Genomic DNA, 18510 nt, shown 5'->3' on the forward strand with positions numbered 1-18510 from the left:
AGGTCAATGCGCCCAACGCAGTTGCGTGGGCAAAGGGGCTACAGGTTCCGGCTCGGGCGCAATGCCCGGCACCGACAGAACACGGTTCAGTACTTCACTTTCCAGGGTTGCCAGGCGATGTGAACCACGCGCCCTTGGCCGTGGCAGGTCAACCAGCAGGTCGAGGCCAATCTCGCCGTCCTCGATCAGAATCACCCGATCCGCGACCGCAACGGCTTCGCTGACATCGTGGGTGACCAACAACACGGTGAAACCGTGCTGGCGCCAAAGCGTTTCAATCAGTTGCTGCATCTCGATACGGGTCAGGGCATCCAATGCACCCAGCGGCTCGTCAAGCAACAGCAAGCGCGGTTGATGGATCAGTGCTCGCGCCAACGCCACCCGTTGCTTCTGCCCACCCGACAGCGCTGCCGGCCATTCATTGGCCCTCTCAGCCAGGCCAACTGCCGCCAGGGCCTCCAGCGCGCGAGGGCGCCAGTCACCGGAAAGCCCCAGGCCTACGTTGTCGATCACCGTTTTCCAGGGCAGCAAACGTGCTTCCTGGAACATCAGCCGGGTGTCTTCACGGGCTTCGCTCAACGCTGCCGGGCCGGCCAGCAACTCACCCGCGCTGGGCTGGTCGAGGCCCGCCAGCAAGCGCAACAGCGTGCTCTTGCCACAGCCACTGCGACCGACGATGGCGACGAACTGCCCCGCCGGGATATGCAGGTCGATGTTGCGCAACACCTGGCGCTCGCCGAAGGTTTTCTGCAGGTTGCGCGCAGCCAGCGGAATACCGCGCAACAGCCGTGCGGGTGACGCGTTCAACAGGCTCATGGGCGATCTCCCTTGGCAACTTGATACGCCGGGTGCCAACGCAACCAGACCCGTTCAAGTGCACGCGCAGCAAGGTCTGCGAGCTTGCCCAGCACGGCGTACAAGACAATGGCCAGAACCACCACGTCGGTCTGCAGGAACTCCCGGGCGTTCATCGCCAGGTAGCCGATACCGGCGTTGGCCGAGATGGTTTCAGCCACGATCAGCGTCAACCACATAAAGCCCAGGGCAAAGCGCACACCGACCAGAATCGAAGGCAAAGCACCCGGCAAGATCACCTGACGGAACAGCGCAAAACCGGACAGGCCGTAGCTGCGCGCCATTTCCACCAAGGCCGGGTCGACATTGCGAATACCGTGGTACGTGTTCAGGTAGATCGGGAACAAGGTGCCCAGGGCCACGAGGAAAATCTTTGCCGACTCATCAATACCAAACCAGAGAATCACCAGCGGAATCAGCGCCAGGTGCGGCACGTTGCGGATCATCTGCACCGAACTGTCGAGCAGACGCTCACCCCAACGTGACAACCCGGTGATGAAGCCCAGTGCCAGGCCAAGGCTGCCGCCGATGACAAAACCGACACCGGCGCGCCAGCCACTGATCGCCAGGTGCTTCCAGATATCACCGCTGCGCACCAGTTCGACACCGGCGCTGATGACCGCACTCGGTGCCGGCAGGATTCGCGTCGACAGCCAACCGGCACTTACCGCCAGTTGCCAGACAGCCAGCAACAGCAGCGGCAAGGCCCAAGGGGCAAGCCTGTGTGACAAGGGCGCGTTAGCACGACTCATGGCCCGGTCCTCAGCGCTGCGCTGCAGATTTTGGCAAGATGTCGTTAGCGACCATTTCGCCGAACGGGCTGACATAGCCCGCGCTTTTTGGCGGTTCAGGACGCTGCACATCCAGGTGCGGGAACAGCAGTTCGGCTACCCGATACGACTCTTCCAGGTGCGGGTAACCGGAGAAGATAAAGGTGTCGATGCCCAGTGCCGCATACTCCTTGACCCGCTCGGCCACGGTTGGCCCATCACCAACCAGCGCCGTGCCGGCACCGCCGCGCACCAGGCCAGCCCCGGCCCAGAGGTTCGGGCTGACTTCGAGGTTGTCGCGCTTGCCGCCATGCAGTGCAGCCATGCGCTGCTGACCGACCGAATCGAAGCGCGCCAGGGATGCCTGGGCACGGGCAATCGTGTCGTCGTCCAGGTGCGAGATCAGTCGCTCGGCGGCCTGCCAGGATTCGGCGTTGGTTTCACGCACGATCACATGCAGGCGAATGCCGAAGCGCACCGTGCGCCCCTGTTTCGCCGCCTTGGCCCGCACCTGCTCGATTTTCTCGGCAACGGCAGCCGGCGGCTCGCCCCAGGTCAGGTACAGTTCAACCTGCTCGGCGGCCAGGTCCTGGGCTGCCTCGGACGAGCCACCAAAGTACAGCGGCGGACGTGGCTGCTGGATCGGCGGGTAAAGCAACTTGGCGCCTTTGACCTGAATATGCTGGCCGTCGTAATCGACCGTCTCGCCTTCGAGCACGCGACGCCAGATGCGAGTGAACTCCACCGAGGCCCGATAACGTTCTTCATGACTGAGGAACAGGCCGTCCCCGGACAACTCTTCCGGGTCGCCACCGGTGACCAGGTTGAACAGCGCGCGGCCACCCGAGAGCCGATCAAGGGTTGCGGCCTGACGTGCAGCGACCGTTGGCGAGATGATTCCGGGGCGCAGAGCCACCAGGAACTTCAGGCGCTGGGTTACCGGGATCAGTGAAGCGGCGACCAGCCAGGAGTCCTCGCAGGAGCGCCCGGTGGGGATCAGCACGCCGCCAAAACCGAGGCGATCCGCCGCTTGGGCGATCTGTTGCAGGTAACCGTGATCGACTGCTCGCGCGCCATCGGCGGTGCCAAGGTAATGACCGTCGCCATGGGTAGGCAGAAACCAGAAAACATTAAGGCTCATTGGAGTTGTCTCCTAAGGGTGGCTCAGACCGGGGCGACGCCCCGGCGCAGGCAATACTTCAAGGCGCGCTGGCGACCTTGGCCGGGGGTGTCCAGATCACATCCTTGATGCTCAAGGGCTTGGGAATCAGCTTCAGCGCCTGGAAGGTGTCGGCGATCTTTTGCTGCGCGGCGACCACCTCTGGCGTCAGGAATGTCGCACCGTAGCCTTGGCGTTTAACCGAAGTCAGGGTGATGTCGGCGGGCAGGCCGAGCAGCGGTGCCACCTGATCGGTCACCTCCTGCGGATTGGCCTTGGACCACTCACCTACCGCGCGTACCTCGTCCACCAAGGCGCTGATCACCTCAGGGTGTTTCTGTGCGTAAGGCTTGGTCGCCAGGTAGAACTGATGGTTGTCGACGATGCCTTTGCCATCGCGCAGGGTGCGCGCTTGCAGTTGTTTCTCGGCCGCCGCCTGGTAAGGGTCCCAGATCACCCAGGCATCGACACTGCCACGCTCGAAGGCGGCACGGGCATCGGCGGGCGGCAGGAACACCGGCTGAATGTCGCTGTATTTCAGGCCGGCATCTTCCAGGGCCCGAACCAGCAGGTAGTGAACGTTGGAGCCCTTGTTCAGGGCAACCTTCTTGCCCTTGAGCGCCTTCACCGAGTCGATTGGCGAATCCTTGGGTACCAGGATCGCTTCGCTGTGCGGTGCCGGTGGCTCATAGGCGACGTACAACAGATCCGCGCCAGCAGCCTGGGCAAATACCGGCGGGGTCTCGCCGGTGACACCGAAGTCGATTGAGCCGACGTTCAGCCCTTCAAGCAGTTGCGGGCCACCTGGGAACTCCGTCCACTGGACCTGCACGCCCTGCGCCGCCAGGCGCTTCTCCAGCGTACCCTTGGCCTTGAGCAGCACCAGGGTGCCGTACTTTTGATAACCGATACGCAGGCTTTCTGCCTGGGCTTGAGTAATGGCGCCGAAGGACACAGCCGCAGCAAACAGAGCGACCAGACCACGACGCAAAATGACAGTGCGCATAGCGCTCTCCTTTTGCGATTAGGGTTCAGGCTGCACCTGCTTGCCCGTTGGCGGGCGAGTAAGGTGGGACGTGCGAGTAATGCGTTACGTGTTGCGTGTTGCGGCTCAGATGCTCCAGCGAGCACTGAGCAAACGTTCGTTCAACAGCCCCGGTGCAACGGGTTTTGGCCGACGGGCCAGGGCAGTGTGAAACTGTTCCAGCGATTCGTTCAGGCGCTGCTCCAACGCAGGAAGCAACTGCGCGGCAGCACTGCCTTCGCCATAAGCGATCTGGCTGTCGTCAGCGAAGATCCCTTGCAGGGTCTCTTGCGCCTTGAGTGCCGACAGCACCGGCTTGAGCGCGTAATCAACCGCCAGCATGTGGGCGATACTGCCGCCGGTAGCGATAGGCAATACCACCTTGTGGCTCAGCGCTCGCTCAGGCAGCAGATCCAGCAGGGTCTTCAGCGCACCGGAGAACGACGCCTTGTACACCGGTGTCGCGACGATCAGGCCATCGGCCTGTTCGACCAGTTGCAGGAAGTGCTGAACCTTAGGGCTGTCGAAGCGCGCATGCAGCAGATCGTCTGCCGGGAAATCGCGCACCTGGAATGTCACCACTTCCACGCCCTGGCCTTGCAACCAGTGCCGGGCGCGTTCGAGCAACACACCAGAGCGTGAACGCACGCTGGGACTGCCACCGAGAGAGACAACCAACATTGAAGCGTATCCTTTAGCGGTTTCGAGACGGGTGCGAGCAGCAGATCTCGCGTTGATGGAGTGACCTTAACAGCTGTTTTATATATCTATAAATCATATTTTTTCATTTGGTTATTCAATAAACGAATATCGAATAACCCGTACGCCTCGCAAAAAAAAGGGCCGTCGAAACGGCCCGAAAATCCCTGCTGTGGCTAAAGCAATGCATCACACACTCAACGGTTTGGCTGCGGGGTCAGGCGCAGGTAGGGCTTGACCGCCCGGTAACCTTTGGGAAAGCGTCGTTTGATTTCGTCCTCATCCTTGAGTGACGGCACGATCACTACCTCGTCACCGTCCTGCCAGTTGGCCGGGGTGGCGACCTTGTGGTTGTCGGTCAGTTGCAGTGAGTCGATCACCCGCAGAATCTCGTGGAAATTGCGCCCGGTGCTGGCGGGGTAAGTGATGGTCAGGCGGATTTTCTTGTTCGGGTCGATCACGAACAAGGAACGCACGGTCAGGGTGTCGCTGGCATTGGGGTGGATCAGGTCATAGAGGTCAGACACCTTGCGATCGGCGTCGGCCAGGATCGGAAAGTTGACGACGGTGTTCTGGGTTTCGTTGATGTCTTCGATCCAGCGCAGATGAGACTCCACCGGGTCGACCGAAAGGGCAATGGCCTTGACGCCGCGTTCGGCGAACTGCTCCTTGAGCTTGGCAGTGAACCCCAGTTCGGTGGTGCAGACTGGCGTAAAATCCGCCGGGTGCGAAAACAGCACACCCCAGCTGTCGCCCAGCCACTCATGGAAACGAATCGTGCCGGCGCTGGAATCCTGTTCGAAATCGGGGGCGATATCGCCGAGTCTGAGGCTCATGGTGGGGCTCCTTGAAGTACGTTCTGGTGGAGCCACTGTGCATTGACCTGAAGCAAATTAAAAAGAATAAATAATGATTTATTTATAACTTTACGAGCTATTAATTTCAGGTCGAAAAAAAGCCCCGCACCAAGGCGAGGCTTTCTCTAATGACACTTACATGAAGGTGTAGGTGTAGTTGAAGATCAGGCGGGTTTGATCCTGATCGGCAGCGCTTTCGCCGCTGCCACGGTACACACCGTGACGCAGGGTAGCGCCGAGTCCTTTGAGGGTACCTTCCTGGATCACGTAGTCGATACGTGCATCACGCTCCCACTCGTTGAAGGTGCCGTGGCCGCTTTTGTTGATGGCATCTTCACCGCGCAGGTAGGAAACCGATGCCTTCAAACCAGGCACACCCAAACGAACGAAGTCATAGGAGTACTGACCAAACGTGGTGTTTTCACCCGCGCGAACAAACGAGTTGACCATACTATCGGTGAACAGATAGAAGCTGGAGCCACCAGCGCCTTCAGGCCTGCCGTTTCCGTCTGTGACGCTGCCTTGGTTCAGCCAGACGAAACCACCGTCATCGCTGACCTGTTGGTGACCGAGCATGAGCGAGTGTCCGCCCAGGGTGTAGGTGAACATGGCGCTCCAGGTCTTGTTGTCGACCTCGCCCGCGTTCTTGGCATAGCCCTTGTTGTTGTCAAAGGCATAACCGGTTTGGCCGTTCTTGCCATCCGAGCTGCTGTCGAAGTAGCGCAGGTCAGTCTTGAACGACTGGTCGTTCGCAATCGGGTAGACATGGACCAAGCCCAGGAAGTGCTGCTTGTAGAAGTCTTCCAGATTCGAGTAGTAGTACTGCAGGGTCAGGTCTTTGGTGACCTTCCAGTCGGCGCCGCCAAACTGGAACTTGTTGCTGTCCTGCGTCGCACCAGAAACCGACAGGCCGGTTTTGTTGCTTGAAGCACGGCCCATGGCGTGCTCAATCTGACCTGCGGTCAGGGTGACGTTGTCGATTTCCTTGGAGGTGACAATGCCACCTTCAAAGGTTTGCGGCAGCAGACGGCTGTCGTTGGCTACGAGGATTGGAAGGTTTGGTGCCAGTGCACCACCGAGGTGGGCTTCGGTCTTGGAGAAGCGCGCCTTGGCGTTGCCGCCGATGCGCGCCCACTGATCTACAGCAGAACCATCGGAGTCGCTTGGGAAAAAGCTGCTGTTATCCGGGTGGTGACCTTTGCCGCCATCCAGGTGAATACCCCAAACGGCTTGAGCGTCAAAACCGAAACCTACCGTACCCTCGGTAAAACCCGACTGATAGTCGAGCTTGAAGCCCTGGCCTGATTCGCGCTGGTCTTTATTGTGCTCTTCACGGTTGTCGTTATCGAAATACATGGTGCGCGAGCTGACAGACAGTTTGCTGTCTTCAACGAATCCGGCAGCACCTGCTTGCTGAGCCAGAACCCCAAGGGCCACGGCAAGTGCCAAGGTGGACTTGTACATATTTTTGCTCCTTTCATTTCTAATTCTTGTGATTCTCCGTCGGCGGGGTCTTTTGCCTCGCTCGACGTCGATAGCCGATTAGCACCAAAGGGTGTGGTTCGAGTCAATCGTAACCATTCATTTCAAGACTTTGGTCTAATGCGTCCGGTTTGCGCCGAAGAATAATGACTATCCTATAAATCTAAAAAGAATTATTTATGACGTTTTAAGATTTTTCTGACATAAAAATAGAATTTTTCTCTCCCTGCCTTTCCGTGCAGCCATTTCAATCCTCTCCCACCCGTGCATGGCGAGGTTGACCGTGGTCACCCCATCGCCAAAGCAACGCCCCCTCCCCCAGCCACGCAAACGCCTTACAGCAATTGGCTCCTAAGCTAATTCCTAAAAGTTATTTATTTTAATTTTCTTAGATCATTTAGCCTTCTTCTCAATCGCCCATCACCCTCCGCCTGAGAAGGAGTTGTCCATGACCCTGCATACGCCGCTGCGCCTGTTCGCCGCACTGACCCTGGCCGGTGCCAGCTGGTTCACCCAGGCGGCCGACCTGACCGTGGCCTACCAGACCACCGTTGACCCGGCGAAAGTCGCCCAGGTTGACGGCGATTATGAAAAAGCCAGCAAGGCCAGCATTGACTGGCGCAAGTTCGACAGCGGGGCCGACGTGATCACCGCCGTAGCCTCGGGTGATGTGCAGATCGGCTACCTGGGCTCAAGCCCTCTGGCGGCGGCCGCGACCCGTAAGCTGCCGGTGGAAACCTTCCTGATCGCCACCCAGATTGGCGCCGCCGAAGCACTGGTCGCTCGCGACGGTGCGGGGATCCATTCGCCGCAAGACCTGGTCGGCAAGAAAATCGCCGTGCCGTTCGTCTCCACCGGGCACTACAGCCTGTTGGCCGCGCTGAAGCAGTGGAACATCGACCCGGCCAAGGTACAGATCCTCAACCTGGCGCCGCCCGCCATCATTGCTGCCTGGAAACGTGGTGACATCGACGCCACCTACGTCTGGGACCCGGCACTGGGTGTGGCCAAGGAAAACGGCAAGGTGCTGATCACCTCCGGCGAACTGGCCAAGACCGGTGCACCCACCTTCGACGCCTGGATCGTGCGCAAGGACTTTGCCGCCAAACACCCAGAAATCGTCAAAGCCTTCGCCAAGGTCACCCTGGACGCCTACGCCGAGTACCGCAAAGACCCACAAGCCTGGCTTGCCGACCAAAGCAACGTCGACAAGCTGGTGAAACTGTCCGGGGCCAAGGCTACCGATATCCCGGCGCTGCTTCAGGGCAACGTTTTCCCGCTGGCCAATGACCAGATCGCAGCCCTCGGCGCACCGACCACCCAGGCCATCACCGACACCGCCACCTTCCTCAAGGCGCAAGGCAAGGTCGAGGCGGTACTGCCGGACTACTCGCCCTACGTCAGCGCCAAATTCATCGCCAACTGATCGGAGCCTGTCATGGCATTGCTTGAGCTGGAGCGCATCAGCGCACAGTACCCCGGTGCGGCCGAGCCGGTACTGGCCGACATCTCCCTGAGCCTGGGCCCACAGCAGTTGCTGGTGGCCCTGGGCCCTTCCGGCAGCGGCAAGACCTCGCTGCTGAACCTGATCGCCGGCTTTGTTGCGCCCAGTGCCGGGCGCATCACTCTCGACGGCAAGCCGGTGCAAGGCCCCGGCGCCGAGCGTGGTGTGGTGTTCCAGGACGACGCGCTACTGCCTTGGCAGGACGTGCTGAGCAACGTTGCCTTCGGCCTGGAGCTGGCCGGTGTGCCACGTGCGCAACGGGAACAGAAGGCCCGCGAAATGCTCGCCCTGGTTGACCTTGCCGGGTTTGGCAGCCGGCGTATCTGGCAGCTGTCCGGTGGGCAGAAGCAGCGTGTGGGCCTGGCCCGTGCGCTGGCCGCAGACCCGCGGGTGCTGCTGATGGATGAACCCTTCGGCGCACTGGATGCCTTCACCCGCGAGCAGATGCAGGAGTTGCTGCTGCAGGTGTGGCAGCGTACCGCCAAGCCGGTGTTCCTGATTACCCACGACATTGAGGAAGCGGTGTTCCTGGCCACCGAGCTCGTGCTGCTGGCCCCCCATCCGGGGCGGATTGTCGAGCGCCTGCCGCTGGACTTCGGACGACGTTACGCCGCCGGTGAATCGGCCCGGGCGATCAAATCCGACCCACGCTTTATCGAAACCCGCGAGCATGTGCTGGCGCGGGTGTTCTCACAACGCAGCGCCGCCACGCGGCAGGAGTCCGCATGAGCAGCCTGGACGTTCCGTTGGCAGCAAAAGCCGCCAAACCCTTGGCCCGCACAACGGCAGCACGCCGCAGCCTGAGCACCCGCTGGATCAGCGGCCTGACCCTGATCAGCCTGCTGGCCGTCTGGTGGGCCGTCACGGCAGCCGAGTGGATCGAACCGCTGTTCCTGCCCTCGCCTGCCGCGGTGTTGTCCAAAGCCTGGTTACTGCTGACCCAGGGCTACATGGAGTCGACCCTCTGGCAACATTTGGGCGCCAGCCTCGGACGTATCGGCCTGGCCCTGGGTGCCGCGATTGTCAGCGCCATTCCGATCGGCATCGCCATCGGCCACAACCGGATTGCACGGGGCATTCTCGACCCACTGATCGAGTTCTACCGGCCCATTCCTCCGCTGGCCTATTTGCCCCTGATTGTGATCTGGTGCGGTATCGGCGAGCTGTCGAAAGTGCTGCTGATCTACCTGGCGATCTTCGCCCCGATTGCCATCGCTACCGCCACTGGCGTGCGCACGGTCGACCCGGCCAAGTTGCGCGCTGCGCAGTCGCTGGGTGCCACACGGGCACAGCTGATTCGCCATGTGATTCTGCCCAGCGCACTGCCGGACATTCTTACCGGTGTGCGTATTGGCCTGGGTGTCGGCTGGTCGACCCTGGTTGCCGCCGAACTGATCGCCGCCACCAGCGGCCTGGGCTTCATGGTGCAATCGGCAGCACAGTTTCTGGTCACCGATGTGGTGGTACTGGGCATTCTGGTTATCGCCCTGATCGCCTTCGCCCTGGAGATGAGCCTGCGTGCACTGCAACGCAAACTGGTGCCTTGGCACGGCCAGAGCCATTGATCGCGCACCGACACTGACCACGCCGACAGCTCGGCGCCGAACCGAACGAGACCCCTATGAGCCTGACCATTACCCCATTGAGCCCGGCACTGGGCGCACAGATCAGCGGCATTGACCTGAGTGTTGAGATCAATGCCGAGCAACGCGATGCCATCGAGCAGGCGTTGCTCAAGCACCAGGTACTGTTCTTCCGTGATCAACCGCTGACGCCTGCCCAGCAAGCACGCTTCGCTGCGCACTTTGGCGACCTGCACATTCACCCGATCTACCCTAACGTCCCTGAGACACCAGAGGTGCTGGTGCTCGACACGGCGGTCACCGACGTGCGCGACAACGCCGTCTGGCACACCGACGTAACCTTCCTGGCAACCCCGGCGATGGGCGCAGTGCTCAGTGCCAAGCAGTTGCCGGCTTATGGGGGAGACACCCTGTGGGCCAGCGGCATCGCCGCCTTTGAGGCCCTTTCGGCACCCCTGCGGCAGATGCTCGACGGCCTCACTGCGACCCATGACTTCACCCAGTCGTTTCCGTTGGAACGTTTTGGCACGACCGCCGAAGACCGCGAACGCTGGGAGGCGACCCGCCGCGCTAACCCGCCGCTTTCACATCCGGTGGTCAGAACCCATCCGGTTAGCGGGCGCAAGGCACTGTTTGTCAGCGAAGGTTTCACGACCCGCATCAACGAGCTCAGCGAGGCAGAGAGCAAGGCGCTGCTCGCCCTGTTGTTTGCCCACGCCACCCGCCCCGAATTCACCATTCGCTGGCGTTGGCAGGAAAACGACGTGGCATTCTGGGACAACCGCGTCACCCAGCATTACGCGGTAGACGATTACCGTCCGCAGCGACGCGTGATGCACCGGGCGACGATTCTGGGCGACGCACCGTTCTGAACCTCGCGGCAGCCACCTCCCGGTAAAAGGGCAAGATGGCTGCCACCTGTCCAGCAGGTTGCAGGCAGTGGGCTCAGCGCACCAAGTGCAGGTACTGCAGGTGCCGTTCGTACTGGTCGAGGATGTCGTTGATGATCTGCTCCTTGTTGTAACCCGTCAGGTCATAATCCTGGCTGCCTTCACTCAGGTGCACTTCCGCACGGTAGTAGCGACGGTTCTTCAACTCTTGCGTACCCAGCCCTGCCAACGCGAAGGACGGTGTGAAATAGCCGCGCATCTGCACCTGGTAGATAAACGGCTGCTCTTCACCATGGCCGATCTTCAGGCTGACATTGTCGTGGCTCGGATCTTCCTGGGAAATCACCGCCAGGCCTTTCTCGGCAAACACTTCGGTGACCTCGGCAATCGCCGGGCGCACCACGTCATCCATGAACCGGTAGACCTCATCCCGCGACGGGAAGTGAATGGCCTGGCTCAAACGTTGACGCCAGCCACCGCGACCACGGCGTGAAGTGGCGAATGGGGCCAGGGAGTGCAGTTGGGCAATCTGCCGCTGCGACTCCAGGTAAAACGCCTTGTGCAGCCCCCACATCATTGCCAGCAGAATCACCGAGAAGGGCAACGAGGTCAGTACCACTGCTGACTTGAGCGAGTCGATACTGCCCGCGAACAGCAGGCCAATGGTGATCAGCCCGGTCATGGCGCCCCAGAACACCCGCAGCCAGTTCGGCCCATCTTCATCGGCGTTTCCATCACGGGCGGACAAGGTCGACAGCACCACGGTGCCGGAGTCGGCCGAAGTGACGAAGAAGACAAAGCTGATGAACACCGTGATAGCGATCACCGCCTTGCTCCACGGGTAGGTTTCCAGCAGCAGGTAAAGGGTCATCGACGGGTTGTCGAGGGCCGACTGGGCCAGGCTGGTCATGCCATGATCAAGCACCTGGGTCAGGGCGCTATTGCCGAAGATCGACATCCAGGCCAGGGTGAAGCCCAGTGGAATCAGCAGCACACCAAAGACGAATTCACGGATCGTCCTGCCCCGGGAGATCCGTGCGATGAACAGGCCGACAAAGGGCGCCCAGGCAATCCACCAGGCCCAGTAGAACACCGTCCAGTTACCCAGCCAGTCGTTGGCCTGAGTGTAGGCATAGACATCGAAACTCTTGCGCGGCAAGGCACCGAGGTAATCACCCAGGTTCTGGATCAGCGTGTTGAACAGGTGCTGTGTCGGGCCGGCGAACAGCACGAACAGCAGCAACCCACAGGCCAGGAGCATGTTGATGTCGGACATCACCCGCACGCCCTTGTCCACACCGGCCACGGCAACAGCCACTGCGGCGCCCATCATCAGCGTGATCAGCGCAACTTGCACCCAATGGCTATGGGAAATACCGAACAGGTAATCCAGGCCGGCGTTCAGGTGCAGGACACCAAAGCCCATGTCGGCCCCCAGGCCGAACACCGTGGCGATGATGCCGAAGCCATCCACTGCATAGCCTATCGGCCCGTTGATACGCTTGCCGATCAGCGGGTACAGCGCCGAACGCAGGGCCAATGGCAGGTTGTGCCGGTAGGCGAAATACGCCAGGGCCATACCGACAAAGGCAAAAACACCCCAGCCATGCAGGCCCCAATGCAGGAACAGCAACTGCATGGCCTGGCGCCCGGCCTCGACCGTACCGGCCTCGCCTTGAGGCGGCTGAAGCAAGTGGGTGAGCGGTTCGGAGACGCAGAAGAAGAACAGGGTAATGCTGATACCGGCGGCGAACAGCATGCCGGCCCATGACAGGTAACTGAACTCGGGCTCGTCGTGGTCGGCACCGAGCTTGATCTTGCCGTAGCCAGACAAGGCGGTGACCACCACGAAGACCAGGTACAGCGTCATCGCCAACATGTAGTACCAGCCGACCGTATTGGCAGCCCAGTTTTGCGCGGCCAACAGCCACTCACCGGCGGCCGTGGGGTTGGTGATCACCACCAGGCCAAACAACAGAATGAAGCTTGCCGCGAAGTAGAACACCGGCGGGTTCATGCGGATCTTGCTGGTCGGGACAGGCGTGGATGCACTCATAGGCAGTGCACCTCACGACGCGTGGAAAGGGTTGGATTGAACGGGTTCAGCAAAGGGTTTCCTCCTGTTGAACACCGGCAGCGGACCACCGTTTAACTTGAACGAGCGTTCAAGTTAAACATGGATGGCGCTCAGATGCGACCCAACCGGTCTAAGCCCGCCTACTTCTGCGTCCCGTCATCATGCTGCAGATTGGCCTGGGTCAAGTTGCTGCCCGGTGCCACGCTGCGGGTCAACCAGACGTTGCCGCCAATGGTCGAGCCCTTGCCGATGGTGATTCGGCCAAGGATGGTGGCGCCGGCATAGATCACCACATCGTCCTCGACGATCGGATGGCGCGGGTGGCCCTTTTGCAATTGGCCAGACTCGTCGGCCGGGAAGCGTTTGGCACCAAGGGTCACGGCCTGATAGATCCGTACCCGCTCACCGATGATTGCGGTTTCACCGATGACCACACCGGTACCGTGATCGATGAAGAAGCTCGGGCCGATCTGCGCGCCGGGGTGGATGTCGATACCCGTGGCCGAGTGGGCGATTTCCGAGCTGATCCGCGCCAGCAGCGGCAAGCCTGCACGGTACAGGTGGTGCGCCAGACGGTGATGAATCACTGCAAGGATACCGGGGTAGCACAGCAGGACTTCATCGACACTGCGGGCCGCCGGGTCGCCGTGGTACGCCGCCAACACGTCGGTGTCGAGCAGGCTGCGCAGGCCGGGCAAGGCCGCGGCGAAATCCTGGATCAGACGCAAGGCGGTGGCATCGACCTGTGCCGGGGCCGCCTTGCCCTGACGCGCAACATAGCGCAGCTCCAGACGGGCCTGCGCGAGCAACGCGGTCAGGGCTGTGTCGAGGGTATGCCCCACGTAAAAGTCTTCGCTCTCTTCACGCAGGTCGACCGGGCCCAGGCGCATCGGGAACAACGCGCCACACAACTGCTCAAGGATCTGCCGCATGGCTTCACGCGAGGGTAATTCGCGCCCGCCCTGCTCCCCACTGCTGCGGCCATTGCGGCTGCGCCACTGATCACGGGCAGCACGTAGCTGGCCGACGATACCCTGCAATTGCCATTGCCCTGTTTGCGCGTTCTCGCTCACGGTTGCTCTCCTGCCACGCGGCAGCTGCTGGATTGGAATGCTCGCCTGATAGCTGACCACTTTACGGCAATTGGCGTCGCTGGAAAAAATAACCCTTTATTCCAATCCGCTATACCGGGGGCATAAGCCGAGCTATTCGCCGAACGCCACCGGCTGCCTATACTCGATTTTTTGTCAGGCACAACTTCCCATGACCGAACTCGAACGCCAGCTCACTCGCTTCAACCGCCTTGAACTGCTGAGCGGGCCCACGCCACTGGAAAAACTCGAGCGACTGTCTACGTGGGCAGGCCGCGCCATCTACGTCAAACGCGACGACCTGACGCCGCTGGCATTCGGTGGCAACAAACTGCGCAAGCTTGAATACCTGGCCGCAGATGCCCTGGCGGCACGCCTGGGGCCGGCAAGAAAGTCGGCGTAGGCCTGGGTACCAACTACGAGCAATGGCTCAAGGACAACGTACCGAAAGCCATCATCAAGACCTACGACGACGACCCCACCAAATACCAGGACCTGCGGGTCGGCCGTATCGACGCCATTCTGGTAGACCGCCTGGCCGCATTCGAGCTGGTCGCCAAGGCCAAGGACACCGCCGTCACCGGTGAAGCCTTCTCCCGCCAGGAATCCGGTGTTGCATTGCGCAAAGGTGAGCCGGAGCTGCTTGAGGCGATCAACAAGGCCATCGACACGCTTCGGGCCAATGGCACCCTGGCCAAGCTGTCGCAGAAATGGTTCAACGCTGACGTCACAAAATGATTGCCGACAGCCTCCAGCTGGCGCTGGATTCCGCGCCCTTTCTGCTCAAGGGCGCGTACTTCACCGTAGGCCTGAGCCTGGGCGGCATGTTCTTCGGCTTGCTGCTGGGGTTCGGCCTGGCGCTGATGCGGCTGTCATCGCTGAAAGTGCTTAGCTGGACTGCCCGAGTCTACGTGTCGTTCTTTCACGGCACACCGCTGCTGGTCCAACTGTTCGTGATCTATTACGGCCTGCCGCAACTGGGCCTGGAACTCGACCCACTGCCAGCGGCACTGATCGGCTTGTCGCTGAACATGGCCGCCTATGCCTGCGAAATCCTGCGGGCGGCCATCAGTTCCATCGACCGCGGCCAATGGGAAGCCGCCGCCAGCATCGGCATGACCCGCAGCCAGGCCATGCGTCGGGCGATCCTGCCACAGGCTGCACGCACCGCCTTGCCACCACTGGGCAATAGCTTCATCTCCCTGGTCAAGGACACGGCGCTGGCCGCGACCATCCAGGTGCCGGAGCTGTTTCGTCAGGCGCAGTTGATTACCGCACGCACCTTCGAGGTGTTCACCCTATACCTGGCGGCAGCACTGATCTACTGGGTACTGTCCAGCCTCCTCGCCCACCTGCAGCACCGCCTTGAAGCGCGGGTCAACCGGCACGACCTGGAGTCCTGAGCGCATGATCGTCGTAGAGCACCTGACCAAGCAGTTCAACGGCCAGACCGTACTGGCCGGTATCAACCTTACCGTCAACGCCGGTGAAGTGATTGCCATCATCGGCCCCAGCGGCTCGGGCAAGACCACCTTCCTGCGCTGTCTGAACCTGCTGGAAACCCCCAGCAGCGGTCGCATTCGCGTCGGCAACATCGAGATTGACGGCAACCGTCCGCTGAAACAGCAACAGGGCCTGATCCGCCAACTGCGCCAGCACGTCGGTTTCGTGTTCCAGAACTTCAACCTGTTTCCCCACCGCACGGCGCTGGAAAACGTTATCGAAGGCCCCATCGTGGTCAAGAAAACCCCACGCGATGCGGCCATCACCCTGGGCCGTGCCTTGTTGCAGAAAGTCGGTCTGGGCGACAAGGAAAATGCCTATCCGAGACGCTTGTCCGGCGGCCAGCAACAGCGGGTAGCCATTGCTCGGGCACTGGCCATGGAGCCCGAAGTGATTCTGTTCGACGAGCCGACCTCGGCCCTCGACCCGGAACTGGTTGGTGAAGTGCTGGCCACCATCCGCAGCCTGGCCGAAGAAAAGCGCACGATGATCATCGTCACCCACGAAATGGGCTTTGCCCGCGACGTCGCCAATCGGGTGATTTTTTTCGACAAGGGGGTCATCGTCGAGCAGGGTGAAGCCAAGGCGCTCTTTGCCAATCCCAGGGAAGAACGCACCCGGCAATTCCTTGGCAAGTTCCTCGGTATGCACGCCTCGCAGCCCTGAGCCAGGACGACGACTTTTGCACCCGACGAACACCCTGGTTTCCCCCTCGAAGTAGGACGTCTCCGAAGATCCTGCACCCAGCCCAAGGCGGCGCCCGCATGCCTTGACTCGCTTCCCGTACTCGCCAATAAACCTGAGCAACGTCGTCCTCGACCACTCATTTACTTCGTACGGGAACATCACCATGCACTGTGCAGCCAAAGGATCTGAACTGCCCCCTCCTGCCCTCCCCGACGTTGCCCATGAGGGCATTGGCCTGGCCGCTGCCAGCAACCTGCGTGCCTGCATCCACACCAATGCGGCCATGCAAACGGGTGACGTGCTGGAACTGTTCTGGGGCAGTTGCTTCGTTGCCGCACACCAGCTTTCGGCCAACGACCTCGACCAGCACATCAGTTTCCAGGTACCCCGCACGCTGCTGCGCCCAGGCGCGAACCGCGTGCACTATCGCCTGCTCAAGCCCGGGTGCCGGCCTGTAAAGTCACAGTCACTGCAGGTGCTCATCAAGCTGGCCTGCCCTGGCGGTGAGACCCTGTGCGAGACCACCGAAAACCCGGCACTTGCCCCGCTGAGCCTGGCCCCTGCGGTTGTTCGCCATGGTCTCGACCTGCAGCGCCTGGGGCCGACGCTGCCCTTTCGCATCGCCCCTTACCTGAACATGGCCGAAGGCGATGAAATCACCCTTCGCTGGGGTGACGTGCGCCTCGACCTGCCTGCACTCGGCGCTGACGCTATCGGCCTCGCCGTGCATGGCGAAATCCCCAGGGCGCTGGTCATCGAAGCCGGAGCGGACGACTTTCTCGACATCAGTTACTGCGTCCTTGACCGCGTGGGTAACAGCTCGCAATGGGCGGCTCCCCTGCAGGTGAAGGTTTACAACAGCCGCCCCTGACCTCCCTTCTATGTATATTCCCAAAAGTTCGTTCATTTAATTTTTACAAACAATTAAGGTATATAAACCGGACCACCGGACCCACGCTTGTTCCGTCGCCGCACCCGCGGCGACTTTCCCATCAGTGAGGTAGGTATGGTCAGGAACACAATCACCCCAGTGCGTAACGCCAGGGCATTGAGTGCAGCCAAGGAGCGGTACTGAAATGTCCAGTCTGGCAATCACCACAGTCCACAGCGATCTGGACAGCGCCCCATTACTCTTGCCGGCCAAGGTTCTGCGCAATGACGCCGAAGCCTTGCAGGCAGCTCACGAACTGGCCGCAGTCGCCCGCACCCAGGCAGCCAAACGCGATCAGCAACGCAAGCTGCCCTGGAGTGAAATCGAACTTTTCACCCACAGCGGCCTGGGCAGTATCACGATCCCCCGGGCCTATGGTGGCCCGCAGGTCTCGTTTCAGTCCCTGGCCGAGGTGTTTCGCATTATCAGCGCCGCCGACCCTGCGCTCGGGCAGATCCCGCAAAATCAGGTCGGCATCCTGCAACTGCTGCAAGGCGCAGCAACCGAGCCGCAGAAAGCCCTGCTGTTCACCAGCGTGCTGAACGGCTGGCGCATCGGCAATGCCGGCCCGGAGCGCGGCACCAAGAACACCTTGGAGCTCAAGGCGCGCATTACCCGCCAAGGCGACGGTTACGTTATCAGCGGGCAGAAGTTCTACTCGACCGGCGCCCTGTACGCCCATTGGGTCGCGGTCAAAGCGCTGAATGATGAAGGCCGTCAGGTCATGGCGTTTGTACGCCGGGGCAGCCCGGGGCTGCGCATTGTCGATGACTGGTCTGGCTTCGGCCAACGTACCACCGCCAGCGGCACCGTCCTGCTGGACAAGGTTCCGGTCGACGCGGAACTGGTCGTCGATAACTGGCGGATCGGTGAAAGCCCGAATATTCAGGGCGCCGTCTCGCAATTGATCCAGGCCGCCATCGATGCCGGGATCGCCGAAGCGGCACTCGCCGACACCATCGCCTTTGTGCGCGAACGTGCTCGCCCATGGATCGATGCCAAGGTCGAACGCGCCAGCGACGACCCGTACGTGATCGCCGACATCGGTCGCCTGCAGCTTGAACTGCACGCGGCCCAGGCGCTGCTGAGCAAAGCTGCGCGCGTGCTGGATGCAGTCAATGCCGCACCAATTGACGCCGAGGCGGCCGCTCGGGCCTCCATCGCCGTGGCCGAGGCCAAGGTGTTGACCACGGAAATTTCCCTGCAGGCCAGCGAGAAACTCTTCGAACTCTCCGGCAGCCGGGCCAGCCTGGCCGAGTTCAACCTCGACCGGCATTGGCGCAATGCCCGTGTGCACACCCTGCATGACCCGGTGCGCTGGAAATACCACGCCGTCGGCGCCTATTACCTCAACGGTACCCTGCCTGCCCGGCATTCCTGGATCTGACCAGACCACTG

17 protein-coding genes and 2 pseudogenes are annotated in these 18510 nt (G+C 61.2%); 10 read left to right on the forward strand and 9 right to left on the reverse strand.

Going from position 1 to position 18510, the window contains the following annotated elements:
• Window positions 1–3 precede the first annotated feature (3 nt).
• The 7 genes from ssuB to CS390_RS23450 form a co-directional block, all read right to left on the reverse strand.
• Window positions 4–816 (reverse strand): aliphatic sulfonates ABC transporter ATP-binding protein, encoded by an 813-nt coding sequence (gene ssuB / locus CS390_RS23420; RefSeq protein WP_065760093.1) that lies wholly within the window; start codon window positions 814–816, stop codon window positions 4–6.
• On the reverse strand, window positions 813–1607 hold the full coding sequence (ssuC, locus tag CS390_RS23425) for an aliphatic sulfonate ABC transporter permease SsuC (protein WP_065760092.1): 795 nt from the start codon (window positions 1605–1607) through the stop codon (window positions 813–815). The genes ssuB and ssuC overlap by 4 nt, the downstream gene beginning before the upstream one ends.
• Before the next feature lie 10 nt (window positions 1608–1617).
• Window positions 1618–2766: an FMNH2-dependent alkanesulfonate monooxygenase gene (gene ssuD / locus CS390_RS23430; RefSeq protein WP_099776223.1), complete on the reverse strand. Its 1149-nt coding sequence runs from the start codon at window positions 2764–2766 to the stop codon at window positions 1618–1620.
• Window positions 2767–2824: 58 nt separating this feature from the next.
• A complete protein-coding gene (locus tag CS390_RS23435; RefSeq protein WP_065760090.1) occupies window positions 2825–3790 on the reverse strand; it encodes a sulfonate ABC transporter substrate-binding protein in 966 nt (321 codons plus the stop codon).
• 105 nt (window positions 3791–3895) lie between these two features.
• The gene (ssuE, locus tag CS390_RS23440; protein ID WP_065760089.1) at window positions 3896–4489 is read right to left on the reverse strand and encodes an NADPH-dependent FMN reductase; all 594 of its coding nucleotides are present in this window, start codon (window positions 4487–4489) and stop codon (window positions 3896–3898) included.
• Between the two features lie 215 nt (window positions 4490–4704).
• Window positions 4705–5343, reverse strand: a complete 639-nt coding sequence (locus CS390_RS23445) for a peroxiredoxin (RefSeq protein ID WP_099776225.1) — start codon at window positions 5341–5343, stop codon at window positions 4705–4707.
• A gap of 156 nt (window positions 5344–5499) precedes the next feature.
• Entirely contained in the window at window positions 5500–6828 is a 1329-nt protein-coding gene (locus CS390_RS23450; RefSeq protein ID WP_065760087.1) for an OprD family porin, read from the reverse strand.
• A gap of 466 nt (window positions 6829–7294) precedes the next feature.
• Between CS390_RS23450 and tauA the strand changes: the two genes are divergently transcribed.
• The 4 genes from tauA to tauD are packed head-to-tail and all read left to right on the forward strand — an operon-like array spanning window position 7295 to window position 10805.
• Window positions 7295–8272, forward strand: coding sequence for a taurine ABC transporter substrate-binding protein (gene tauA / locus CS390_RS23455; RefSeq protein WP_099776227.1), 978 nt, complete (start codon window positions 7295–7297; stop codon window positions 8270–8272).
• Window positions 8273–8284: 12 nt separating this feature from the next.
• A complete protein-coding gene (tauB, locus tag CS390_RS23460; RefSeq protein ID WP_099776229.1) occupies window positions 8285–9079 on the forward strand; it encodes a taurine ABC transporter ATP-binding subunit in 795 nt (264 codons plus the stop codon).
• Complete coding sequence (tauC, locus tag CS390_RS23465) at window positions 9076–9915, forward strand: taurine ABC transporter permease TauC (protein ID WP_099776231.1); 840 nt, start codon at window positions 9076–9078, stop codon at window positions 9913–9915. The genes tauB and tauC overlap by 4 nt, the downstream gene beginning before the upstream one ends.
• 56 nt (window positions 9916–9971) lie before the next feature.
• Window positions 9972–10805 carry a taurine dioxygenase gene (gene tauD, locus CS390_RS23470; protein ID WP_065760083.1) on the forward strand — a complete coding sequence of 278 codons (834 nt, stop codon included), beginning with the start codon at window positions 9972–9974 and terminating at the stop codon, window positions 10803–10805.
• A gap of 73 nt (window positions 10806–10878) precedes the next feature.
• Here the strand turns inward: tauD and betT are convergent, their stop codons facing one another.
• Both betT and epsC read right to left on the reverse strand, forming a co-directional pair.
• Entirely contained in the window at window positions 10879–12840 is a 1962-nt protein-coding gene (gene betT, locus CS390_RS23475) for a choline transporter BetT (RefSeq protein WP_177442456.1), read from the reverse strand.
• A 200-nt stretch (window positions 12841–13040) separates the two neighbouring features.
• Window positions 13041–13973 (reverse strand): serine O-acetyltransferase EpsC, encoded by a 933-nt coding sequence (gene epsC, locus CS390_RS23480; RefSeq protein ID WP_065760081.1) that lies wholly within the window; start codon window positions 13971–13973, stop codon window positions 13041–13043.
• 190 nt (window positions 13974–14163) lie between these two features.
• Between epsC and CS390_RS23485 the strand changes: the two are divergent.
• From CS390_RS23485 to CS390_RS23510, 6 genes and pseudogenes are all read left to right on the forward strand, one after another.
• Window positions 14164–14361, forward strand: a pseudogene (locus tag CS390_RS23485) (pyridoxal-phosphate dependent enzyme); the annotation flags it as partial.
• An 11-nt stretch (window positions 14362–14372) separates the two neighbouring features.
• Window positions 14373–14729: pseudogene (locus tag CS390_RS23490) on the forward strand (transporter substrate-binding domain-containing protein); the annotation flags it as partial.
• Window positions 14726–15394 carry a cystine ABC transporter permease gene (tcyL, locus tag CS390_RS23495; RefSeq protein ID WP_065760079.1) on the forward strand — a complete coding sequence of 223 codons (669 nt, stop codon included), beginning with the start codon at window positions 14726–14728 and terminating at the stop codon, window positions 15392–15394. The pseudogene CS390_RS23490 and the gene tcyL, both read left to right, overlap by 4 nt.
• Before the next feature lie 4 nt (window positions 15395–15398).
• Window positions 15399–16160, forward strand: a complete 762-nt coding sequence (gene tcyN, locus CS390_RS23500; protein WP_099776235.1) for an L-cystine ABC transporter ATP-binding protein TcyN — start codon at window positions 15399–15401, stop codon at window positions 16158–16160.
• 184 nt (window positions 16161–16344) lie between these two features.
• Window positions 16345–17052, forward strand: coding sequence for a hypothetical protein (locus CS390_RS23505; RefSeq protein WP_099776237.1), 708 nt, complete (start codon window positions 16345–16347; stop codon window positions 17050–17052).
• Window positions 17053–17257: 205 nt separating this feature from the next.
• Entirely contained in the window at window positions 17258–18499 is a 1242-nt protein-coding gene (locus CS390_RS23510; RefSeq protein WP_065760077.1) for an SfnB family sulfur acquisition oxidoreductase, read from the forward strand.
• Window positions 18500–18510 lie beyond the last annotated feature (11 nt).

Source organism: Pseudomonas sp. HLS-6 (assembly GCF_002753995.1).
Classification (GTDB): Bacteria; Pseudomonadota; Gammaproteobacteria; order Pseudomonadales; family Pseudomonadaceae; genus Aquipseudomonas; species Aquipseudomonas defluvii.